At 69.6% G+C, this 22,821-nt stretch carries 5 protein-coding genes and 1 pseudogene; 2 read left to right on the forward strand and 4 right to left on the reverse strand.

Features of this window, described 5'->3' with window-relative positions; translation table 11 throughout:
- Positions 1-2: 2 nt before the first annotated feature.
- The 3 genes from NQZ70_RS42130 to NQZ70_RS42140 form a co-directional block, all read right to left on the reverse strand.
- Positions 3-1,124: a DUF4419 domain-containing protein gene (locus tag NQZ70_RS42130; protein WP_129579261.1), complete on the reverse strand. Its 1,122-nt coding sequence runs from the start codon at positions 1,122-1,124 to the stop codon at positions 3-5.
- Positions 1,125-1,534: 410 nt separating this feature from the next.
- Entirely contained in the window at positions 1,535-1,813 is a 279-nt protein-coding gene (locus tag NQZ70_RS42135; RefSeq protein ID WP_129579262.1) for a hypothetical protein, read from the reverse strand.
- Between the two features lie 12 nt (positions 1,814-1,825).
- Positions 1,826-2,020 (reverse strand): hypothetical protein, encoded by a 195-nt coding sequence (locus NQZ70_RS42140; RefSeq protein ID WP_129579263.1) that lies wholly within the window; start codon positions 2,018-2,020, stop codon positions 1,826-1,828.
- A 1,657-nt stretch (positions 2,021-3,677) separates the two neighbouring features.
- Between NQZ70_RS42140 and NQZ70_RS42145 the strand changes: the two genes are divergently transcribed.
- A complete protein-coding gene (locus NQZ70_RS42145) occupies positions 3,678-21,461 on the forward strand; it encodes a hypothetical protein (protein WP_129579267.1) in 17,784 nt (5,927 codons plus the stop codon).
- An 83-nt stretch (positions 21,462-21,544) separates the two neighbouring features.
- Here the strand turns inward: NQZ70_RS42145 and NQZ70_RS42150 are convergent, their stop codons facing one another.
- A complete protein-coding gene (locus NQZ70_RS42150; protein ID WP_129579268.1) occupies positions 21,545-22,384 on the reverse strand; it encodes a LysR substrate-binding domain-containing protein in 840 nt (279 codons plus the stop codon).
- Between NQZ70_RS42150 and NQZ70_RS42155 the strand changes: the two are divergent.
- Positions 22,284-22,784: pseudogene (locus NQZ70_RS42155) on the forward strand (oxidoreductase); the annotation flags it as partial. The gene NQZ70_RS42150 and the pseudogene NQZ70_RS42155 overlap by 101 nt on opposite strands.
- Positions 22,785-22,821: the final 37 nt, after the last annotated feature.

Here is a 22,821-nt window from a genome sequence, read left to right on the forward strand (position 1 = left end):
GCTCAGCGCGCTTCGGCGGGCGGTTCGGCCGCGGGCTCGGGCTCTCCGTGCACGACGGCCCACACGAACTCCGGGATGAGCGCGAGCGAGTGCTGGTCCTGCGTGACGCCGATGAGACCGCTGACGAACTCCATGGCGTGCTCCTGGCGCTGCTCGTCGATGAACCGCAAGGGCGCGCTGGTCAGCCCGGGCGGGAGCCGAGCGAACCCGGGCCCCTCCGGCTTCGCCAGCGCGGCGAGCGGGTTGCGCCGGGCCTCCGCGGCCCGCCACCGCTCGAGCCAGCCGTCGAGGACCGTGTTCGGAACGAAGTGGTCGGCGGGCCAGGCGCGCAGGTAGGGGAAGAGCACGTGGATCCACCCGGTGAGCTCGTCCGCGGCGTTCTCGTAGCGGAAGAAGGCGCGCCAGAACGCCGGATCCTGACGGCCCTCCGCCGCGGCGACGATCTGGTCGAGCACCGGCAGGAGGACGTGAGTCCAGCGCTCCGCGCCGAACGGGGCGAACGCCGCCGCGCGGTGGCGCACCCAGCGCCAGTCGTCCGCCGTGCCGAGCAGGTAGATGCGCGGGATTCCGGGGTTCGGAAAGCTCATGTCCGCGGGGAAGGGCGGCTGCCACTCGAAGTGCGGCACGAACGGCGTCATGACCGTGAGCTCCGACGCCACGCGCTCCACCGGTCCCGTGGTCGAGAAGCTGGCTGTCACGAGCTCCCGCAGCTTGCCGACCCGCGCGGCGATCTGGGCGGAGAAATCCGAGAACGCGACGGGCCACGGGTTCACCTGACCGAGCGTGAAATCCGGCCGGTCGATCCTCAGCTCGAAGTCGGCGTCCTCGAGGAGGACCTGGCGCCGCTGCTCCTCGTTCGCGGCGACGTGGAGCGTGAACCCCCGGGCCAGGCAGAACCAGATCACGTCGGGCGAGAGCACGAGGGGGTAGCGCTGGGTGAAGGCCATGTACGCCGCCTGGACGAGCGGGTGCACGTCCGTGCGCCCGACGAGGGGCAGGCGATGGCGGTAGGCGGCCTCGACGGGAGAGACGAGCAGGCTCTGCACCGTCGATTCCTCGTCGAACGCGGGCAGCGGCGCCGTCGCAGGCCCGAAGTCGGTGACGGCGATGGTCGTGATGCTCATGGATCCTCGCTCTCCTGGCCCTGCGCGACGGCTTCATGGGCCAGCGCTGCCGCTCCAACCTCGTACACAAGAGCGCCGCGCGAAACAACTCGCCTCGTCCACGGTCGCGGAATATTACAGCACAATCGTCGCGCCGGCGGATGCATTCGAGAGATAGATTACCTGGTCGGCGGGGTGACCGCAATCGAGGGGCCTGTCGCGCGCCGCCTGAACGCATGCCGGGATCCGCGGCGGCGTTTCGACGGGCGAGCGCCGCAATGGGGCGAGCCGTTGCGGATCCGAGGCGCGGGGCTCGCCGATCCAGGCGCGGCGCCGAAGCGGTGCGCAGCGGGCGGAGCAGGATGCCATGGCGCGGGGTATCCCGCCGCGAGGCGCGGGGGCGAGGCGCTTGGCAACGCATGATTTTCGCGTCAATCATGGCTCATGAGGTCCTCGCGGAGCCGTTCGACGTCGCCAGCCACCGGGGTCCGGTCGGGGCTGGGCAACCAGATCAAGGGCTCAGGCCGTTTCACCCACCCCTCGACCAGCAGCAGCACCCCGTCCAGCAGCACGGCCGTGCCCGACGCCGTGAACCAGGCCGCGGCCCCGAAGCCGACCCCGAAGCCGGGCGCCTTCTCCGGCTGGGATCCCGTCACGCGCAAGACCGTGAGCCAAACGAACTCGCCCGGCCCGACGACCACGACGACCACGGCTTCGGGAAGTCAGTTCGGGAGCACGACGACCGGCAACAACAGCCCCAATGTCGGACAGGCGCCCACCACCGCGCCGAGCTCGCCCACGGCAGCACCCAGGCCGCCGGCCTCTCCGGTCAACGTGCCTCCGAACCAGAGTGTGATGCCGGGCAGCGACGGGTCGCAGTCCCCTGAGCTCCCCGGCTCCAGAACGCCCCCTGCCACCGCTGGAGCTCCGCAGCCCCCCGTCAGGCCTCAATCCTCGCCTGCCGGCGGCGGCATTCCCCAGGGCTCCACGCCACGCCCCAACACGCCGCCTCCGAATCTCGGCAGCTCGGCCAATCCGCCTCTGGCCACCCAGACCCCGGTCAGGCCTCAATCCTCGCCTGCCGGCGGCGGCATTCCCCAGGGCTCCACGCCACGCCCCAACACGCCACCTCCGAATCTCGGCAGCTCGGCCAATCTGCCTCAGGCCACCCAGACCCCCCCGGTCAGGCCTCAATCCTCGCCTGCCGGCGGCGGCATTCCCCAGGGCTCCACGCCACGCCCCAACACGCCACCTCCGAATCTCGGCAGCTCGGCCAATCCGCCTCAGGCCACCCAGACCCCCCCGGTCAGGCCTCAATCCGCTCCCTCCAACAACAGCGGCCTTCCTCAGGGCTCCACGTCACCCGCAAAGCCATCATCACAGCTCCCGGGCAATGCTTCCCAGGGGAACACCAGCGCGACGACGCAGGGAGGTACGTCGCCCAAGGCCGGCGAGACGTCCCCGACGGCGCCCCCGAAGGAGGTCGCCCCCAAGGACAGCACGTCCGCTCAGACCTCCCCCAAGGCCACCGAGACCGGCGGCAAGAGCTCCCCCACGCAAAAGCCCGCTTCCGCCGCCCAGGGCACGCCCGCGACCACGCAGGGAGGCTCACCCCCCAAGCCCGGCGAGACGTCCCCAACGGCGCCACCGAAGGAGGTCGCCCCCAAGGAGGTCGCCCCCAAGGAGGTCGTCCCCAAGGACAGCACGTCAGCGCAGACCTCCCCCAAGGCCACCGAGACCGGCGGCAAGAGCTCCCCCACGCAAAAGCCCGCTTCCGCCGCCCAGGGCACGCCCGCGACCACGCAGGGAGGCTCACCCCCCAAGCCCGGCGAGACGTCTCCAACGACGCCCCCCAAGGAGGTCGTCCCCAAGGAGGTCGCCCCCAAGGAGGTCGTCCCCAAGGACAGCACGTCAGCTCAGACCTCCCCCAAGGCCACCGAGACCGGCGGCAAGAGCTCCCCCACGCAAAAGCCCGCTTCCGCCGCCCAGGGCACGCCCGCGACCACGCAGGGAGGCTCACCCCCCAAGCCCGGCGAGACGTCTCCAACGACGCCCCCCAAGGAGGTCGCCCCCAAGGAGGTCGTCCCCAAGGAGGTCGCCCCCAAGGAGGTCGCCCCCAAGGAGGTCGTCCCCAAGGACAGCACGTCAGCTCAGACCTCCCCCAAGACCACCGAGACCGGCGGCAAGAGCTCCCCCACGCAAAAGCCCGCTTCCGCCGCCCAGGGCACGCCCGCGGCCACGCAGGGAGGCTCACCCCCCAAGCCCGGCGAGACGTCCCCAACGGCGCCACCGAAGGAGGTCGCCCCCAAGGAGGTCGCCCCCAAGGAGGTCGCCCCCAAGGAGGTCGTCCCCAAGGACAGCACGTCAGCTCAGACCTCCCCCAAGACCACCGAGACCGGCGGCAAGAGCTCCCCCACGCAAAAGCCCGCTTCCGCCGCGCAGGAGACGCCCACCAGCCCCTCGGGCTCGAAGTCACCGCCCGCGGGGCAGGGCTCCCAACAGCCGGGGCGCGATCGCCCGGGACCGCAGCCGGGAAGCTCGTCCACCACGACTGCCCTAGCGCAGGACGGCGAGGTGACGTGGATCGCGGCCAAGGCCGTCAAGATTAGCAAGTGGAGGACTCCCACGGGGAAACGAAGCCGCAGAGAGGCGAAGCGAGCCCTCCCGAAGCTCGGCGACGCGCTGAGCCACGGCGGCTTCCCCACCAACCCCGTGAACGCGAAGAAGAAGATCGGGAAGCGCTTTCCCAAGGGAACGCTGTTCAGCGACGCCGAGTGGGACGCCTTCAAGCAGCTCTCCTCGACCCCGGAGGGACAGACCTGGCTCAAAGCCTCGGGCATGCTCCCGCACGACCAGATCGAGGAGTACCTGTCGAACGACAACCCCGAGAAGTTCCGCGGCTTCCACAAGCTCCACAAGCCGAGCAAGGTCGTCATGGCGAGCTACGTCTCGCGCCAGATGAAGGGCGGCGAGGACGGCAAGCGCTTCGAGGGCACGCCTCCGGCGGCGGTGGCCCTGTCCATGGAGGCGAGGCACACGACCGACCCGGCGAGGAGGGACGAGCTCAAGAAGCAGATCGATCAGGGCATCGCCAAGGAATGGGCCAAGACGTTCGAGCATACCGAGCCCAACGACGACGCGAACACGGCCATGGACAAGGGCGCCGTGCTGGCTCCGAAGACGGTCAAGGACACCTTGACGCGCGCAGAGCCCAAGTCGCTCTCGAAGGACGAGGCGCTCGACCGGCACCGGCAGTCGATCGAGGTGCTCAAGAACACCTTCCACCTGCTCCAGGCCGGCGCCGAGATCTACGACGCCGGCTCGAAGAGCCATGTCCCGCTCCAGGACGTGCCGGTCGCCAAGCTCCTGTCGCACGGCGGCCGCGTCAACATCCAGATCCCCGCGGGCAGCCCGCCCTACGCGCTGACGGAGTTCATCGGCATCACCGACGAGAAAGGCAATCCCAAGACCGGCGTGTTCAAGCGCGACTACGGGACGCACCACGTCGCGCTCGGCAAGCGCAAATTCAAGGAGGAGGGCGGACGCGTCGCCATGGTGAAGTCCAAGCTCGACGACACCGAGCTCTACGGCATGAACCTCGCCATCGGCGGGCTCGGCCTCAAGGACTTCAACGGCGACGTCATCCTGCCCGACGGCGCTCACGGCCACCTGTTCATCGGCTACCGCCCGCCCAAGCCGGGCAGGCCTGGCGCGCTCCAGATCGGCCTCGAGACCACCGGCCCGGGCGCGCCCAGCACCGTCGGCTACGTCCACAACTGGCTCTCCACCGAGAAGACCGCCAACCCCATCTCCAGCGTCGGCGGACTCAAGCAGGACAAGATCGGCGACGAGAAGGGCAAGAACGCCCGCACCGTGGACCTGCGCAAGCTCGGGGACGATTGGAGAGGGACCCTCGAGGGCCGAGCGGACCAGTTCGAGCAAGACGCGAAGGAAAACCCGACAGAGGCGATCAAGAATCTCGTCGGCCCGCGCGACATTCCGCCGCCGGACACCGAGGATACCGCGCCGCACGCCTCCGACGCGTCGTCCGACGGGGCCGACGACGAGTCGTCCGACGGGGCCGACGACGAGTCGTCCGACGGGTCGGATCGATCCGAGCGAGGCTCGCGTGCCGGCGATCGCCGCGCTCCGCCGGGCGACGCCGCGTCCGACCCGAAGCGAGGCGCGGAGGACCCCGGGCAGGGCCGCTCGGATCAGCGGCAGCGCGGGGCCGAGCAAGCCCCCAAGGGCAACGAGCCCCGCGAGATGCCCGGTGATGCACCGGAGCAGATGACGGCCAAGACGCCGGAGGCCTCGAGTCCTCGCCCGGAAGCTGGAACGACGCAAAGCGCTCCAGGGAAGGCGCCGGAGAGACCTGGCCAGCCCCGGCCGGAGCGAAAGATCGTCCGCGACCCCTCCTCGGAGAAAGCGGCGAGCGCGGACGACCCGAAACAGCTCGGTGAGGGCAAGACCAGCGACCCCGCAGACATGCTGGCCGGGTACAACCCCGCTGCGAGCAGCGGGGATGCAGCGGCCGACCCGCAAGCGCAGCTCGACGAGATCGAGGAGGAGCCGCCGTCGGAGAGAGCGCCGGATCCGGAGACCTCCACCCCCGTCGAGCAGGTGACCTGGATCGTCGACAAGGCCGTCAAGAACACCCTCTGGCGCACCGACACCGGCATGATGAGCCGTGATCGGGCCAAGCACGGCCTCTTCGCGATCCAGGGCCCGCTGGGCAGCAGCGGCTTCCCCCCCGACCCCACGACGGCCAAGGAGCGGCTCGGAGGGCGCTTCCCCAAGGGGCCGCTGCTCAGCGACGCCGAGTGGAGCGCCTTCGAGCAGCTCTCCTCCACCCCCCAGGGGCAGAGCTGGCTCAACGCCTCGGGCATGCTCACGCACGAGCAGATCGAGCAGTACCTGTCGGACGATCCGAGCAAGAACCCCGAGCGGTTCCGCGGCTTCCACAAGCTCCACAAGGCGAGCAAGGTCGTGCTCGCCAGCTACGTCTCGCGCCAGATGAACGGCGGCGAGGCCGGCAAGCGCTTCGAGGGCACCCCGCCCGCGGCAGTGGCCCTGTCCATGGAGGCCAGGCACACGACCGATGCGGCCAGGCGAGAGGAGCTCAAGAGGCTCATCGACCAGGGCATCGTGGAGGAATGGTCGAAGACCCTCGAGTACACCGAGCCCAACGACGCGGCCACCGAGGCCATCGGCAAGGGCGCCGTGCTGGCCCCGAAGACGCTCGTCAACTCCCTGACCTTCACCAAGGGCAAGCAGCTCTCGAAGGACGAGGTCGTCGAGCGGCACGGGCAGTCGCTCGAGGTGCTCAAGAACGTCTTCCACCTGCTCCAGGAAGGCGCCGAGATCTACGACGGCACCTCCAAGAGCTATGTCCCGGTCGACGACACGCCTGTCGCCAAGCTCCTGTCGCACGGCGGCCGCGTCAACGTCCAGATCCCTGCGGGCAGCGCGCCGTACGCGCTCACGGAGCACCTCGGCATCACCGACAAGAACGGCAAGCCCAAGCCCGGCGTGTTCAAGCGCTTCGTCGGCACCCACCACGTCGCGCTCGGAGATGGCAAGTTCAAGGAGCAGGGCGGCCAGGGCGCCGCCCTCCTCGCCAAGCTCGATGACACCGAGCTCTACGGCATCAACCTCGCCGTCGGCGGACTCGGCCTCAAGGACTTCAACGGCGACGTCATCCTGCCCGACGGCGCCCACGGCCACATGTTCATCGGCTACCGACCGCCCAAGCCGGGCAGGCCCGGCGCGCTCCAGATCGGCATGGAGACCACCGGCCCGGGCGCGCCCAGCACCGTCGGCTACGTCCACAACTGGCGCTCCACCGAGAAGACCGCCAATCCCATCTCCAGCGTCGGCGGCCTCAAACAGGACAAGATCGGCGACGAGAGCACCAAGAACGCCCGCACCGTCGACCTCGGCAAGCTCGGGGGCGACTGGGCCAAGACCCTCAAGGACCGCGCCGAGCGGTTCGAGCAAGAGCTGGCGGAGAAGGGCAAAGACGCGCTCCACGAGCTCCTCGGCCCCCGCACCCAGCCGCCTCAGGAGCTCCAGGACGCCCAGCAGCGGTCGGGAGGACCCGAGCAGGAACCGCGGAACAGCGAGCGACGCGAGCCGCCGCCCGGTGATGCGTCGGTGAACACGCTGGCAGGGTACAACCCCGCTGCGGACAGCAGGGCTGAGACAGCCGCCCCACAGGCGCAGACCAACGAGATCGAGGAAGAGCCGGAGCCGCCGTCGGAGAGAGCGCCGGATCCGGAGACCTCCACCCCCGTCGAGGAGGTGACCTGGATCGTCGACAAGGCCGTCAAGAAGACCCTCTGGCGGCCCGACACGGGGCTCATGAGCCGCGAGAAGGCGAAGCGCGGCCTCCCCACGATCGCCGCGCAGCTGACCAGCGGCGGCCTCCCGCGCGATCCCGGGGAGGCCAAGACGCAGATCGGCGGGCGCTTCCCCAAGGGACCGCTGCTCAGCGACGCCGAGTGGAGCGCCTTCGAGCAGCTCTCCTCCACCCCCGAAGGACGGAGCTGGCTCAACGCCTCCGGCATGCTCACGCACGATGAGGTCGAGCAGTACCTGTCGAGCGACCCGAGCGACAACCCCGAGCGGTTCCGCGGCTTCCACCAGCTCCACAAGGCGAGCAAGGTCGTGCTCGCCAGCTACGTCTCGCGCCAGATGAACGGCGACGAGCACGGCAAGCGCTTCGAGGGCACGCCTCCGGCGGCAGTCGCCCTGTCCATGGAGGCCAGGCACACGACCGATTCGACCAGGCGAGAAGAGCTCAAGCGGCTCATCGACCAGGGCATCGTGGAGGAATGGTCGAAGACCCTCGAGCACACCGAGCCCAACGATGCGGCCACCGAGGCCATCGACAAGGGCGCCGTGCTCGACCCGAAGGAGGGCAAGAAGCTCTCGAAGGACGAGGTCGTCGACAGGCACGGACAGTCGCTCGAGGTGCTCAAGAACGTCTTCCACCTGCTCCAGGCAGGCGCCGAGATCTACGACGGCACCTCCAAGAGCCATGTCCCGGTCGACGACACGCCCGTCGCCAAGCTCCTGTCGCACGGCGGCCGCGTCAACATCCAGATCCCCCCCGGCAGCGCTCCGTACGCGCTCACGGAGCACCTCGGCATCACCGACGAGCACGGCAACCCCGCGCCCGGCGTGTTCAAGCGCGCCTTCGGGACACACCACGTCGCGCTCGGCAAGGGCAAGTTCAAGGAGCAGGGCGGCCAGGGCGCCGCCATCCTCGCCAAGCTCGACGACACCGAGCTCTACGGCATCAACCTCGCCGTCGGTGGACTCGGCCTCAAGGACTTCAACGGCGACGTCATCCTGCCCGACGGCGCTCACGGCCACCTGTTCATCGGCTATCGCCCGCCCAAGCCGGGCAGGCCCGGCGCGCTCCAGATCGGCCTCGAGACCACCGGCCCGGGCGCGCCCAGCACCGTCGGCTACGTCCACAACTGGCGCTCCACCGAGAAGACCGCCAACCCCATCTCCAGCGTCGGTGGGCTCAAGCAGGACAAGATCGGCGACGAGAGCACCAAGAACGCGCGCACCGTCGACCTCGGCAAGCTCGGGGGCGACTGGGCCACGACCCTCAAGGACCGCGCCGAGCAGTTCGAGCAAGAGCTGGCGGAAAAGGGCAAAGACGCGCTCCACGAGCTCCTCGGCCCCCGCACTCAGCCGCCTCAGGAGCTCCAGGACGACGGCGTGGGCCGCTCGGGCGATGCGCTCGCCGGAGCCGCAGCGCCGGGCGCGACCCCCTCCCCCACGCCGGCCAGCGCCGGAGGCACTGCCAAGATCGAGCCAAGCGCCCAGAACTCAGGCAAAACGCTCGACGAGCTGCTCGACGAGCTGGACAAGCAGAGCCGCGCATGGTCGCAACCGGCCACCGACGAGAACAAGAAGGACGCCATACGGCTCCTGACCGGGCTGCTCCAGCGACAGAACGTGCGCCCTTCGGTCATCGACAGGCTGCGCGAGCTCATCCAGAATCCCGCCTCGCTCTCGCAGTCTGCCTTCACCAACTGCGCGCTCACCGGCATCCTCTACCCGACGCTGAAGAACGATCTCGCCACCACCTCCCACCTGGTCGCGGCGCTCTTCACCGGCAAGCCGCTCGGCAAGTTCGCGGATTCCCCTGCGGCCGGCTCCTCCCGACCGCAGGGCTCGGGCACGGGGGCGCTCAGCGACAGCCTGGACCTCGTCCGGCGCGTGATGACAGGAGATGTCCCGCAAGCGCTCGGCCCGGCTCCGACAAGGCCGCTCGTCAACGGCCTCCGGACCGCCAAGGCCAAGCGCGACAGGCTGAAGAAGGACACGGACCGAGCGGCGCTGGAGCGCCACCTCCTCGACCATCTGCTCGCCCGCGGCCTCGTCGAGATGCTCGGCCCCGACGCCCTCGCGGAGCTCGAGCAGCAGACCGACGGCGCCCGTCAGCCCGGCGTCGTCGCGGCACAGGGCGATCTGCTGGCCTCGGCGAACTCCGTCGCGAGCCTCTTCAACTCAGCGCTCGGTGCGAACGCCACCGTCATCACCGGCAGCTCCCCCGGAGACTACGACGTCGCGCACATCAATGAGGCCCTGCAGCAGACAGACAAGGCAGGGTTTGCGATCGCCACCGTGAAGGACGGCAAGGCGCTCTGGAGCGCGGCGAAGCAGCATGAGGCCAGCTCCACGGCTCCTCACGCTCCCGGCGACGTCGCGCAGCTCGGCGAGCCCGCCACGATCGCGCCCCACCATGCCCCGATCGACGGGCCGATCACCGACCAAGGCGACTCCTTCCTCGTGCCGCTCCAGTCCTGGGGACGCACCTTCCCCGTGCGGGTGAACAAGGAGGACATGCCGGAGGTCTTCGCGGCAATCACCTACGGCACCGCTCTCCCGCCGCGAGCGCCGTCCCCGACCGCCTCCGCTCAAGTGCAAGCTCTGGCGGAACTGCAGGCAGGGTATGGCCCAGACTCGAGCAGCGGAGATGCGGCGGCCGACCCGCAATCGCAGCTCGACGAGATCGAGGAAGAGCCGCCGTCGGAGAGAGCGCCGGATCCGGAGACCTCCACCCCCGTCGAGGAGGTGACCTGGATCGTCGACAAGGCCGTCAAGAACACCCTCTGGCGCACCGACACCGGCATGATGAGCCGTGATCGGGCCAAGCACGGTCTCTTCGCGATCCAGGGCCCGCTGGGCAACAGCGGCTTCCCCCCCGACCCCACGACGGCCAAGGAGCGGCTCGGAGGGCGCTTCCCCAAGGGCCCGCTGCTCAGCGACGCCGAGTGGAGCGCCTTCGAGCAGCTCTCCTCCACCCCCCAGGGGCAGAGCTGGCTCAACGCCTCGGGCATGCTCACGCACGAGCAGATCGAGCAGTACCTGTCGGACGACCCAAGCAAAAACCCCGAGCGGTTCCGCGGCTTCCACAAGCTCCACAAAGCGAGCAAGGTCGTGCTCGCCAGCTACGTCTCGCGCCAGATGAACGGCGGCGAGGCCGGCAAGCGCTTCGAGGGCACCCCGCCCGCGGCGGTCGCCCTGTCCATGGAGGCCAGGCACACGACCGATGCGGCCAGGCGAGAGGAGCTCAAGAGGCTCATCGACCAGGGCATCGTGGAGGAATGGTCGAAGACCCTCGAGTACACCGAGCCCAACGACGCGGCCACCGAGGCCATCGGCAAGGGCGCCGTGCTGGCCCCGAAGACGCTCGTCAACTCCCTGACCTTCACCAAGGGCAAGCAGCTCTCGAAGGACCAGGTCGTCGAGCGGCACGGGCAGTCGCTCGAGGTGCTCAAGAACGTCTTCCACCTGCTCCAGGAAGGCGCCGAGATCTACGACGGCACCTCCAAGAGCTATGTCCCGGTCGACGACACGCCCGTCGCCAAGCTCCTGTCGCACGGCGGCCGCGTCAACGTCCAGATCCCCGCCGGCAGCGCGCCGTACGCGCTCACGGAGCACCTCGGCATCACCGACAAGAACGGCAAGCCCAAGCCCGGCGTGTTCAAGCGCTTCGTCGGCACCCACCACGTCGCGCTCGGAGATGGCAAGTTCAAGGAGCAGGGCGGCCAGGGCGCCGCCCTCCTCGCCAAGCTCGATGACACCGAGCTCTACGGCATCAACCTCGCCGTCGGCGGACTCGGCCTCAAGGACTTCAACGGCGACGTCATCCTGCCCGACGGCGCCCACGGCCACATGTTCATCGGCTACCGCCCGCCCAAGCCGGGCAGGCCCGGCGCGCTCCAGATCGGCATGGAGACCACTGGCCCGGGCGCCCCGAGCACCGTCGGCTACGTCCACAACTGGCGCTCCACCGAGAAGACCGCCAATCCCATCTCCAGCGTCGGCGGCCTCAAGCAGGACAAGATCGGCGACGAGAGCACCAAGAACGCACGCACCGTCGACCTCGGCAAGCTCGGCGGCGACTGGGCCAAGACCCTCAAGGACCGCGCTGAGCGGTTCGAGCAAGAGCTGGCGGAAAAGGGCAAAGACGCGCTCCACGAGCTCCTCGGCCCCCGCACCCAGCCGCCCCAGGAGCTCCAGGACAGCCAGCAGCGCTCGGACAACGAGCCCGGTGATGACCCGGCGGACATGCTGGCCGGGTACAACCCCGCTTCGAGCAGCGGGGATGCGGCGGCCGACCCGCAAGAGCAGTTCGACGAGATCGAGGAGGAGCCGGAGCCGCCGTCGGAGAGAGCGCCGGATCCGGAGACCTCCACCCCCGTCGAGGAGGTGACCTGGATCGTCGACAAGGCCGTCAAGAACACCCTCTGGCGGCCCGATACGGGCATCGTGAAGCGCGAGCTGGCCAAGCGCGGTCTCCCCAAGCTCGCCGCCCAGCTGACCAGCGGCGGCCTCCCGCGCGATCCCGGGGAGGCCAAGACGCAGATCGGCGGGCGCTTCCCCAAGGGGCCGCTGCTCAGCGACGCCGAGTGGAGCGCCTTCGAGCAGCTCTCCTCCACCCCCGAAGGACGGAGCTGGCTCAACGCCTCCGGCATGCTCACGCACGATGAGATCGAGCAGTACCTGTCGAGCGACCCGAGCGACAACCCCGAGCGGTTCCGCGGCTTCCACCAGCTCCACAAGGCGAGCAAGGTCGTGCTCGCCAGCTACGTCTCGCGCCAGATGAGCGGCGGCGAGGCCGGCAAGCGCTTCGAGGGCACCCCGCCCGCGGCAGTCGCCCTGTCCATGGAGGCCAGGCACACGACCGACTCGACCAGGCGAGAGGAGCTCAAGAGGCTCATCGACCAGGGCATCGTGGAAGAGTGGTCGAAGACCCTCGAGCACACCGAGCCCAACGACGATGCGAGCACCGCCATCGACAAGGGCGCCGTGCTCGACCCGAAGGAGGGCAAGAAGCTCTCGAAGGACGAGGTCGTCGACAGGCACGGACAGTCGCTCGAGGTGCTCAAGAACGTCTTCCACCTGCTCCAGGCAGGCGCCGAGATCTACGACGGCACCTCCAAGAGCCATGTCCCGGTCGACGACGTGCCCGTCGCCAAGCTCCTGTCGCACGGCGGCCGCGTCAACATCCAGATCCCCCCCGGCAGCGCTCCGTACGCGCTCACGGAGCACCTCGGCATCACCGACGAGCACGGCAACCCCGCGCCCGGCGTGTTCAAGCGCGCCTTCGGGACACACCACGTCGCGCTCGGCAAGGGCAAGTTCAAGGAGCAGGGCGGCCAGGGCGCCGCCATCCTCGCCAAGCTCGACGACACCGAGCTCTACGGCATCAACCTCGCCGTCGGCGGACTCGGCCTCAAGGACTTCAACGGCGATGTCATCCTGCCCGACGGCGCCCACGGCCACCTGTTCATCGGCTACCGCCCGCCCAAGCCGGGCAGGCCCGGCGCGCTCCAGATCGGCCTCGAGACCACCGGCCCGGGCGCGCCCAGCACCGTCGGCTACGTCCACAACTGGCGCTCCACCGAGAAGACCGCCAATCCCATTTCCAGCGTCGGTGGGCTCAAGCAGGACAAGATCGGCGACGAGAGCACCAAGAACGCCCGCACCGTCGACCTCGGCAAGCTCGGCGGCGACTGGGCCACGACCCTCAAGGCCCGCGCCGACAGCTTCGAGCAGGACCTGAAGCAGCGAGGAAAAGACGCGCTCCACGAGCTCCTCGGCCCCCGCACCCAGCCGCCCCAAGAGCTCCAGGACAGCCGGCAACGCTCGGACAACGAGCCCGGTGATGCCCCGGCGGACATGCTGGCCGGGTACAACCCCGCTTCGAGCAGCGGAGATGCGGCGGCCGACCCGCAAGCGCAGCTCGACGAGATCGAGGAGGAGCCGCCGTCGGAGAGAGCGCCGGATCCGGAGACCTCCACCCCCGTCGAGGAGGTCACCTGGATCGTCGACAAGGCCGTCAAGAACACCCTCTGGCGCACCGACACCGGCATGATGAGCCGTGATCGGGCCAAGCACGGCCTCTTCGCGATCCAGGGCCCGCTGGGCAGCAGCGGCTTCCCCCCCGATCCCGCGACGGCCAAGGAGCGGCTCGGAGGGCGCTTCCCCAAGGGGCCGCTGCTCAGCGACGCCGAGTGGAGCGCCTTCGAGCAGCTCTCCTCCACCCCCCAGGGGCAGAGCTGGCTCAACGCCTCGGGCATGCTCACGCACGAGCAGATCGAGCAGTACCTGTCGGACGATCCAAGCAAAAACCCCGAGCGGTTCCGCGGCTTCCACAAGCTCCACAAGGCGAGCAAGGTCGTGCTCGCCAGCTACGTCTCGCGCCAGATGAACGGCGGCGAGGCCGGCAAGCGCTTCGAGGGCACCCCGCCCGCGGCGGTCGCCCTGTCCATGGAGGCGAGGCACACGACCGATGCGGCCAGGCGAGAGGAGCTCAAGAGGCTCATCGACCAGGGCATCGTGGAGGAATGGTCGAAGACCCTCGAGTACACCGAGCCCAACGACGCGGCCACCGAGGCCATCGACAAGGGCGCCGTGCTGGCCCCGAAGACGCTCGTCAACTCCCTGACCTTCACCAAGGGCAAGCAGCTCTCGAAGGACGAGGTCGTCGAGCGGCACGGGCAGTCGCTCGAGGTGCTCAAGAACATCTTCCACCTGCTCCAGGAAGGCGCCGAGATCTACGACGGCACCTCCAAGAGCTATGTCCCGGTCGACGACACGCCCGTCGCCAAGCTCCTGTCTCACGGCGGCCGCGTCAACGTCCAGATCCCCGCCGGCAGCGCGCCGTACGCGCTCACGGAGCACCTCGGCATCACCGACAAGAACGGCAAGCCCAAGCCCGGCGTGTTCAAGCGCTTCGTCGGCACCCACCACGTCGCGCTCGGAGATGGCAAGTTCAAGGAGCAGGGCGGCCAGGGCGCCGCCCTCCTCGCCAAGCTCGATGACACCGAGCTCTACGGCATCAACCTCGCCGTCGGCGGACTCGGCCTCAAGGACTTCAACGGCGACGTCATCCTGCCCGACGGCGCCCACGGCCACATGTTCATCGGCTACCGACCGCCCAAGCCGGGCAGGCCCGGCGCGCTCCAGATCGGCATGGAGACCACCGGCCCGGGCGCGCCCAGCACCGTCGGCTACGTCCACAACTGGCGCTCCACCGAGAAGACCGCCAATCCCATCTCCAGCGTCGGCGGCCTCAAACAGGACAAGATCGGCGACGAGAGCACCAAGAACGCGCGCACCGTCGACCTCGGCAAGCTCGGCGGCGACTGGGCCACGACCCTCAAGGCCCGCGCCGACAGCTTCGAGCAGGACCTGAAGCAACGAGGGAAAGACGCGCTCCACGAGCTCCTCGGCCCCCGCACCCAGCCGTCTCAAGAGCTCCAGGATGGCCGGCAGCGCTCGGACAACGAGCCCGGTGATGCCCCGACGGACACCGCGCAGCGCCCCAAAGCGCCGGCGAGCGTGCTGGCAGGCTATAACCCCACCTTGGACGGCGAGAACGTCGCCGCCGATGCGCGGCCGCACGCCGACGGCGCGCAGGTCGAGCCGAGCTCACAGCGCCAAGGCAGGACGCTCGACGAGCTGGTCAGCTCGCTCGAAGAACAGAGCCGCGCGTGGTCCGGCCCGGCGAACGACGAAGTCAGACAGCAGGCCGCGAACAGCCTGGCAGGCCTGCTCGAGTCGCTGAACGTCGACCGCGCGATCGTGGACAGGCTGCGCGAGCTCATCGAGAACCCCGCGTCGCTGTCGCAATCCGCCTTCAGCAGCTGCGGCGTGAGCAGCGCCCTCTACACGATGCTGAAGGGCGATCTCGCCACCACCTCGCACCTGGTCGTCGCGCTGTTCACCGGCCGGCTGCTCGGCCGGCTCGCTCAGGCGCCCGGGGCCCGCGAGCTCGGCGCGCAGCCGAATCCGGGCAGGGCGGCGCTCAGCGAAGACCTCGACATCCTCCGGCGCGTGATGACCGGAGAGATCCCGCGCGCCCTCGGCCCGGCCCCGACGCGGCCGCTCGTCAACGGGCTCAAGACGGCCGGGGCGAAGCGCGGCGGCCTGACAAAAGCGACGGACCGGCAACAGCTGGATCGCCACCTCCTCGACCACCTGCTCTCCCGAGGCCTGGTCGAGCTCCTCGGACAGGACGCCGTCGCGCAGCACGGGAAGCGAACCGACGGCGCCAAGCAGCCCGGCGTCGCGGCGGCGCAGGGCGATATGCTCCTCTCGGCGAGCTCGATCGCATCCCTCATGAGCGACGCGCTCGGGGCGGAGGTCACGGTCAAGAGCGGCGGGCTCTCCGAGAGCGACGTCACGCGCATCAACGAGACGCTCGGGCGCACGGATCGAGCAGGGTTCGCCGTGGCGACCATCGCGAACGGCAAGGCGCTCTGGGAAGCGGCGAAGCGGCACCGCGACGGCGGCGACGCGAAGCCTCACGCTCCCGCGACCGTCGCGCCGCTCCGCAAGGGCGAAGCCGAGAGCCGGCACCATTTCGCGATCGACGGCGAGATCACGGTCGACGGCGACGCCTTCATCGTGCCCGTCCAGTCGTGGGGGCAGTCGTTCCCCATCCGGGTGCCCAAGGCCGACATGCCGAGGCTCTTCGAGGTGGTCACCCTCGGAACCTACCCCCCGGCTCTCGACACCTCCGCCGAGCAGAGGGCTCCGGCGCACCTCGCATCGCGCGAACCGTCCGGGACCGCGCACGACGGCGCGGACACGGCCGACCTGCTCGCGGGAGCTCCCGCGAAGCAGGACGGGGCCAGCCTCGATCCCGGGAGCGTCCAGCGCAACTCGTCAGGGCTGTACCGAGCCCTCCAGGAGCGCGTCCCACAGCAGCACCTCAACGAGGTGATGCGCCTCGTCGACGACACCATCGGAGCGAGGCTCCTCCCGCAGATCCTGGACATCCTGCCCATCGAGCTGCCCGCCGCAAAGCGGCTCGCCGAGGAGATCGTCGAGAAGTGGCTGCTGTTCCACCCCGGCGTGGGCCGCCTGCCCCCCGGCGAGCTGCAGCAGCAGCTCGCAGCGCACGTCGAGCTCGTCGTGCGCACGCTCAAGCGGGACCAGGGCCGCCGTACGATCAGCCGAGGCAACGACGCCGAGAAGGACGGCAAGGCGCCTCCCGCCGCGGCGGAGCCGAGCGCCCCACAGCACGCCCCCCCCCCAGATCCGCAGAAGCACGAGAAGAAGCAGCGCAAACCGCAGAAGCAGGGCAATTTCAAGAAGCCCGCTCGCAACACGCCTGCGGAGCAGTCCATCCCCGAGTGGATCTGGGGTATGCCGCAGTACAAGGGGCTGCAGGATAAGCTGCTCGAGCGCTTCACCGACGGCACGGTGCAGCGCGCGCTCAGCGAGCTCCTGGCAGAGGAGTCGTTGAGCTTGAATTCGCTCGCGCTGTTCCTGAGCGCGAAGGACAGCTCTCGCGAGAGCAAGAACGCGCTGAAGTGGTTCAAGAAGGTGCTTGAGCCGTACACAGGCGAGAAGCGCAGGCTGGCCTTCGACGTCGCCAAGGCGCTTGGCGCCCTCGACTCGCTCGAGAAGATGCCGGGCGTCGATCTCCCGGCCCTGCGCGACCCTCCGCCACCGCCGACGCGCGACGAGGAGGCACCGCAGGCGGTCGCCAAGCGGGGCAAGGAGGGACGCTGGGTCACCAGCGACGAGCTCAAGATCGTCGAGCGATCGATCGGCCAGCGCGCGTTCGCCGGCATGCTCGCGCGCGCCATGGACAAGGGCAAGGTCGCCAACACCCGCGGGATCATCGAGCACCTGGTCCGCCACGCCGAGCGCCTCTCGGACCCGGCGCTGTCGCCGCCGCTCACGTCGACCTCGCTGGTGGTCGACTCCAACCTGGTCGAAGATCTCTTGACGCCGCGCGACCAGCTGTCGCCCGCCAGGAGGGACATCCGCGATCAGCTGGAGTCGTTGATCCGCAAGGAGAAGATCACGGACCTGCGCCTCGCCAACATCAATATCGGAGAGCTGTTCCAGCACGACGACATCCTCGGAAGCACGTTCACCACGTCCGATGGGACAACGACGATCCCCTGGTACGGCATCCGGCGCGACCGCGGCCAGCGCGGCGACATGGACGAGTACGACCAGGGGTTCGATGAGCTGACGAAGAAGTCGGTCGGGGAGAAGAAGGGAAGCGCCGACCGCAGCATGCTCGCCGACGCCTTCTTCTCCGAGCGCGCCAGCGAGGGCGGCGCGCCCGCGGTGCCTCATTTCGCCACCAACGATAACGGCATCCTGACGCCGCTCCTGGACTTCGCCGGGATTGACGCGGCGAAGCGCGGCGAGAAGCCGTTCGACAAATTCGTGGAGGAGAACTCCGGAGGAACTTCTTATTTCCGCCCGCGGCTCATGGACCGTGAGCTCAAGACTCATGCGATCCTCGCCCAGAAGAGGTCACCGAACACGACGACCGACGGCGCCGCGCCCGACCCGAGCCCGCCCATCGGCGCGTCCCTCCTCGACACCCCGGTCGGAGCCACCCACCATGTCCATGACCTGATCGCGCTCATCAATACCTACGGCTTCGACGTCTATATCGTCGGAGGCGCGGTGCGCGACGCCCTCAGCGGCATCGAGCCCAGGGACGTCGATCTCAAGACGAACATGCCCATGTGGATGCTCGAGGAGGCGCTGCAGAGCCACCCCTCGTTGAGGTTCCTCTCCGTCAGCACCGTCCCCAATCTGCGCCTGCTCCAGGTCGGGAGCGGCGACAACGTGGTGGACATCACCGCCGGCGACAGCGCCAGCGCGCTGGTCCCGTTCGACGTCATGGCCGACGCGCTGAAGCGCGACTTCCGCATGAACGCGATCTACGTCGACGAGAACGGCTTCGTGGTCGACCCGATCGGCGGCATCGAGGATCAGCTCCTCGGCAGGCTGCGCTTCGTCGCCGATCCCGGCCCACCGGCGTCGGTCGAGGACCGGCAGAGCGCGGTCGTCGAGCACCTGCGCCAGGCGCCGTGGAACCTCGGCCGCGCGCTCAAGTTCTACCAGCGCGGCTACGCGCTCGATCCCGAGATCCTCCACGCGCTGCTCGACAACGCCGAGAGCATCCTCGCGTCGATGAAGGAGCGCGAGGCGCCGCTGCGCGACAAGTCGCTGCTCCTGCACCAGATGCGCGTGAAGTCGCCGGATCAGCTGATCGAGACCATGGAGGTGCTCGGCTTCTCCCCGGGCGCGATCCGCGAGCTCATCCCCGACGAGGTGGCCGGCCGCTTCGACGACGAGAGCCTCGCCTACGAGCACGACATCCTGCCGCGCTGGCGCGACACCCCCGACGACGACGCCAGGGATTACCCGCTGGGGGCGCCGGAGATGAAGATCGATCTCGCGACCGGCCGGATCTATCAATACCGCTTCCACGCCCTGCTGCCGCCGCAGCAGCCGGGGCAAGCGGAGGAGCGCGTCATCATCGACGTGGACCTGAGCGACCACAACCAGGCAGGCCACAACGCGCCGCACTACCACGTCTACCGCTGGCGCGACCGCGGCGGAAAGGCCACGTGGGACAAGAAGAAGAACGGCTTCTCGGACACCGGCCAGCCGGGCCATCCGCCGATCGACGGCGACTACTACCGCGGCCCGCAGCCGTGGCGGTTCGACGAGCAGCTCCACAGCAACAGCAGCGACTTCGTACCGGCCGCCGAGGAGCTCATCGAGGACGCAGGCATCGAGTTCACGATGACCGGCGACCTGATCGAGCTCGGCGGGCAGGTCAAGCTGCACCGCGAGCGGCTGCGAGAGCTCCATGGCCGCGGGCAGCTCGGCAAGCTGCTCATGCTCGTCAAGAACCTGAACGACGGGATCCCCTGGTCTTCCAAGGACCAGGCCACCGTCGACCTGTCCGGCTCGCAACGCGGCCAGGAGCGGCTGCGCTTCCAGCCGCAGCTCGACCTGGTCGTGCCCTTCCTCATCGACGCCGGCATCAAAGACCCCACCTCGATCGAGCTCTTCGCCGAGAACGGCCAGATGCGGCACGACGCGCTGCTGCGGCTCTATGACCTGGTGAGCGGCGAAGCGCGACCGGATCTGCGCCGTCCGGCGGCCGAATTCGCGCTGGACGGTGCCAGGAGCTTCAACGAGTTCGTCGAGCGCTTCGAGTTCTACGTCGCCTCGATGCAGGACAACCTGAGCGGCGCCGACGTCGATGCTCTCTGGCAGGCGCAGCTGCAGGCGGCGCAGGAGGCCGGCGCCGTGGGCGACACCACGCTCGGCGAGGGTGGCAATCTGCAGGAGAGGCTCGCGGCGGCGGCCGACCAGCTGCAATTCGAGTCGACGAGCACCGCCGCCTACCACTCCGCCAAGCACGCCGCCGACTTCCTGGCGCCGGCGGAGCTGGAGGCCGTGTCACAGGCGGACGTCGTGCGGCGTTACCTCGATGCCGCGCGCGACGTGGTCCGCAACGCCACCGCCATCGAGACGCGCACCGACGAGACCGGCGCGACAAACGTCGTGCTCTGGCACGGCGCGAACAAAGCCATCGCGCGGGTCAGGCCGGACGGCACGGCGCACCTCCTCACCAGCTACGCCCACGACCGCCGCAACATCGCGCCAGCGGCGGTGTCCCCCCCGCCGGCGGAGACCGGCGTCCACAACATCGGCAACAGCTGCTTCCTGTCGGCCGGCCTCACGATGCTCGCGCTCACCGACGCCTACTACGATCTGTTCGCGCCGCGCGACGGCGAGGACCTCGACGCCGCAGGCCCCCGGCTCCGCGCCGCGGTGCGCCCGATCCTCGAGCAGATCCGGGCCGGCACGCTCGTCGGAGCGGAGACGATGCAGGCGCTCGACGAGGTCCTGCGCGACACTGGCGTGCTCGGTGCGTCGTCCAGAACGACGCAGCAGGACCCCAGCGAGGTCCTCTTCAGACGCCTCTTTGAGAGAGCGAGCCTCGACACCGCCGGCGTGACCCTGGCCCAGAGGCAGCGGACCGACTGGAGGGAGGTCAAGCTGAGCGAGACGGGTGAAGCGCTGGGAGATCGCACCTCGCTCGACGACAACCTCGTATGGGACTCGACGCAGCCCGACGTCGTGCTCAGCCCGCTGGTCAACGGCAGCCGCACCCTGCAGCAGGCGCTCGACGCCCATTTCGGCGCGAGCACCATGGACGACGTGGCCGCCGTGCGCCAGGGCCGAGCGGTGACGGGCAGTCCATCGAGGCAGCTCCTCGTCGATTCGACCAACAACACGCCTCGGGCGATCACGATTGCTCTGCAACGCGGGGACGGGGAGAACGAGAGCGAGATCGACGTCCCCGAGTGGCTCAGGGTCAACGACCGATGGTACCGACTGAACGTGGTCGTCAATCACCACGGGCAGACGAGGGACGCGGGGCACTACACCGCGACGACGCGCAACGCAGCGACGGGGCAGTGGCAGGTACGCGACGACCGCAGGGTCTCCGACGCCGACCCGCGCGCGGCCGCCCAGCGCCGGAACCGCGGCTACCTGTTCACCTTCGAGCGCGTCGACGACGCGGCCGACGGGCCGGACGCGGCGGCCGAGGCCACGGCCGCGAGGATCGTCGGCACGGCGCTGGCACCTCTCCCGAGCACCCCGTCCAGCTCCGCCGCTACCAACGGTGCTACCCGGCCCGAGGGCGAGGATCCGGCCGACCAGCTCGGCTCGTTCAGCCCCTGGAACGGCGCCTCCGACACGACACAGGGCCAAGAGACCCCGCGAGCGACGGACGCGCCGACTGTCGACACGGAGACCATCCCGGCGGAGATCGACGCCCTGGTGCGGACGCTGGTCGCGAAGAGCCGCGATTGGTCCTCCCCGCGCACGCAGGCGGAGAAGCAGGAGGCGATCGCGCTCGTGACCGAGCTCTTGCAGCAGCTCGGCATGGACGCGAAGGTCGTCGACAGGGGCGGCGAGCAAGGCAAGGACTCGCCCGATTCCGAGCACTCCACCTGCACGTGCGTCCGTTAGCTCGCCCGTTTAAGCCGGAGCCTTGGCGCTGTTACCGAGCCAGCTCACTGCCAGCTCACTGATGGCCATGAAGTCCGCTTGAATCACCGGTTCGCGGATGTCCTCACGAATTCGATGAAGGCGCGCAGCGGCGCGGGGACGAGCCGGCGTCCCGGATAATAGAGGAACGGCCCCGAGAAGCTCTGCCACCAAGGCTCGAGCACCGGCTCCAGCGCGCCGCTGTCCAGGTGCGGGCGCAGCCAATCCTCGAACAGCTGGATGACGCCGACGCCAGCGATCGCCGCATCCACCGCCAGGTCGATGGCGGCGCCCGCGCTGACCAGCAGCGGTCCCGCCGGGTCGACCCGCACCACCTCGCCGTCGCGTTCGAACTCCCAGGTGATCATCCGGCCGCTGCTGAAGCGGCCGCGCATGCAGGCGTGCTGCAGCAGATCGCGCGGGTGTTCCGGGCGGCCGCGCCGATCCAGGTAGGCGGGCGCCGCGGCGGTCGCGGAGCGCTGGATGCGCGGGCCGATGGGGACGGTGATCATGTCCTGCTCCAGCCGCTCGTCGTAGCGGATGCCGGCGTCGCAGCCGGCCGCCAGCACGTCGATGAAGGCGTCCTCCGCGACCACCTCCAGCTGGATCTCGGGATAGGCGGCGAGGAACGCCGGGATGATGTCCGGCAGCACCAGGCGGGCGGCGCTGATCGGCACGTTCAGCCGCAGCGTGCCCGCCGGCCGATCACGGAAGCCGTTCACCACGTCCACCGCGGCGGCCACTTCGCCCAGCGCCGGCACCAGGCGGTCGAGCAGCCGCGCCCCGGCTTCCGTGGGCGCGACGCTGCGCGTCATGTTCAGCGTGCACGGTCCGGCCGAGGGCTCGATCGAGGCGCCGCTCAGCGCCCTGGCCGAGCTCCAGCGTCGGGGGCTCGTGCGCCACATCGGGCTCAGCAATGTCACGCCCGCCCAGGTCGCGGAGGGGCGGCGGATCTGCGACATCGTCTGCGTGCAGAACCAGTACAACCTGGCGCACCGGGCCGACGACGCCCTGATCGACGACCTCGCCAGGGAGGGCATCGCCTATGTTCCCTTTTTCCCGCTCGGCGGCTTCACGCCGCTGCAGTCGTCCTTGCTCTCCGACGTGGCCCGCGGCCTGGGCGCCACGCCCATGCAGGTCGCCCTCGCGTGGCTGCTGCGGCGCGCGCCGAACATCCTGCTGATCCCCGGCACCTCGTCGGTGGCTCACCTGCGCGAGAACCTCGCCGCCGCCGCGCTGGAGCTGCCCGACGAGGCGATGGCGGCCCTGGACGGCGTGGGAGCGAGCGCGGGCGCGGCCTCCTGAAGCCCGCCGCCGGGCTCAGGCCCGCAGCAGCTCGAAG

This window comes from Sorangium sp. So ce836 (genome assembly GCF_028553905.1).
Taxonomy (GTDB): domain Bacteria; phylum Myxococcota_A; class Polyangia; order Polyangiales; family Polyangiaceae; genus Sorangium; species Sorangium cellulosum_D.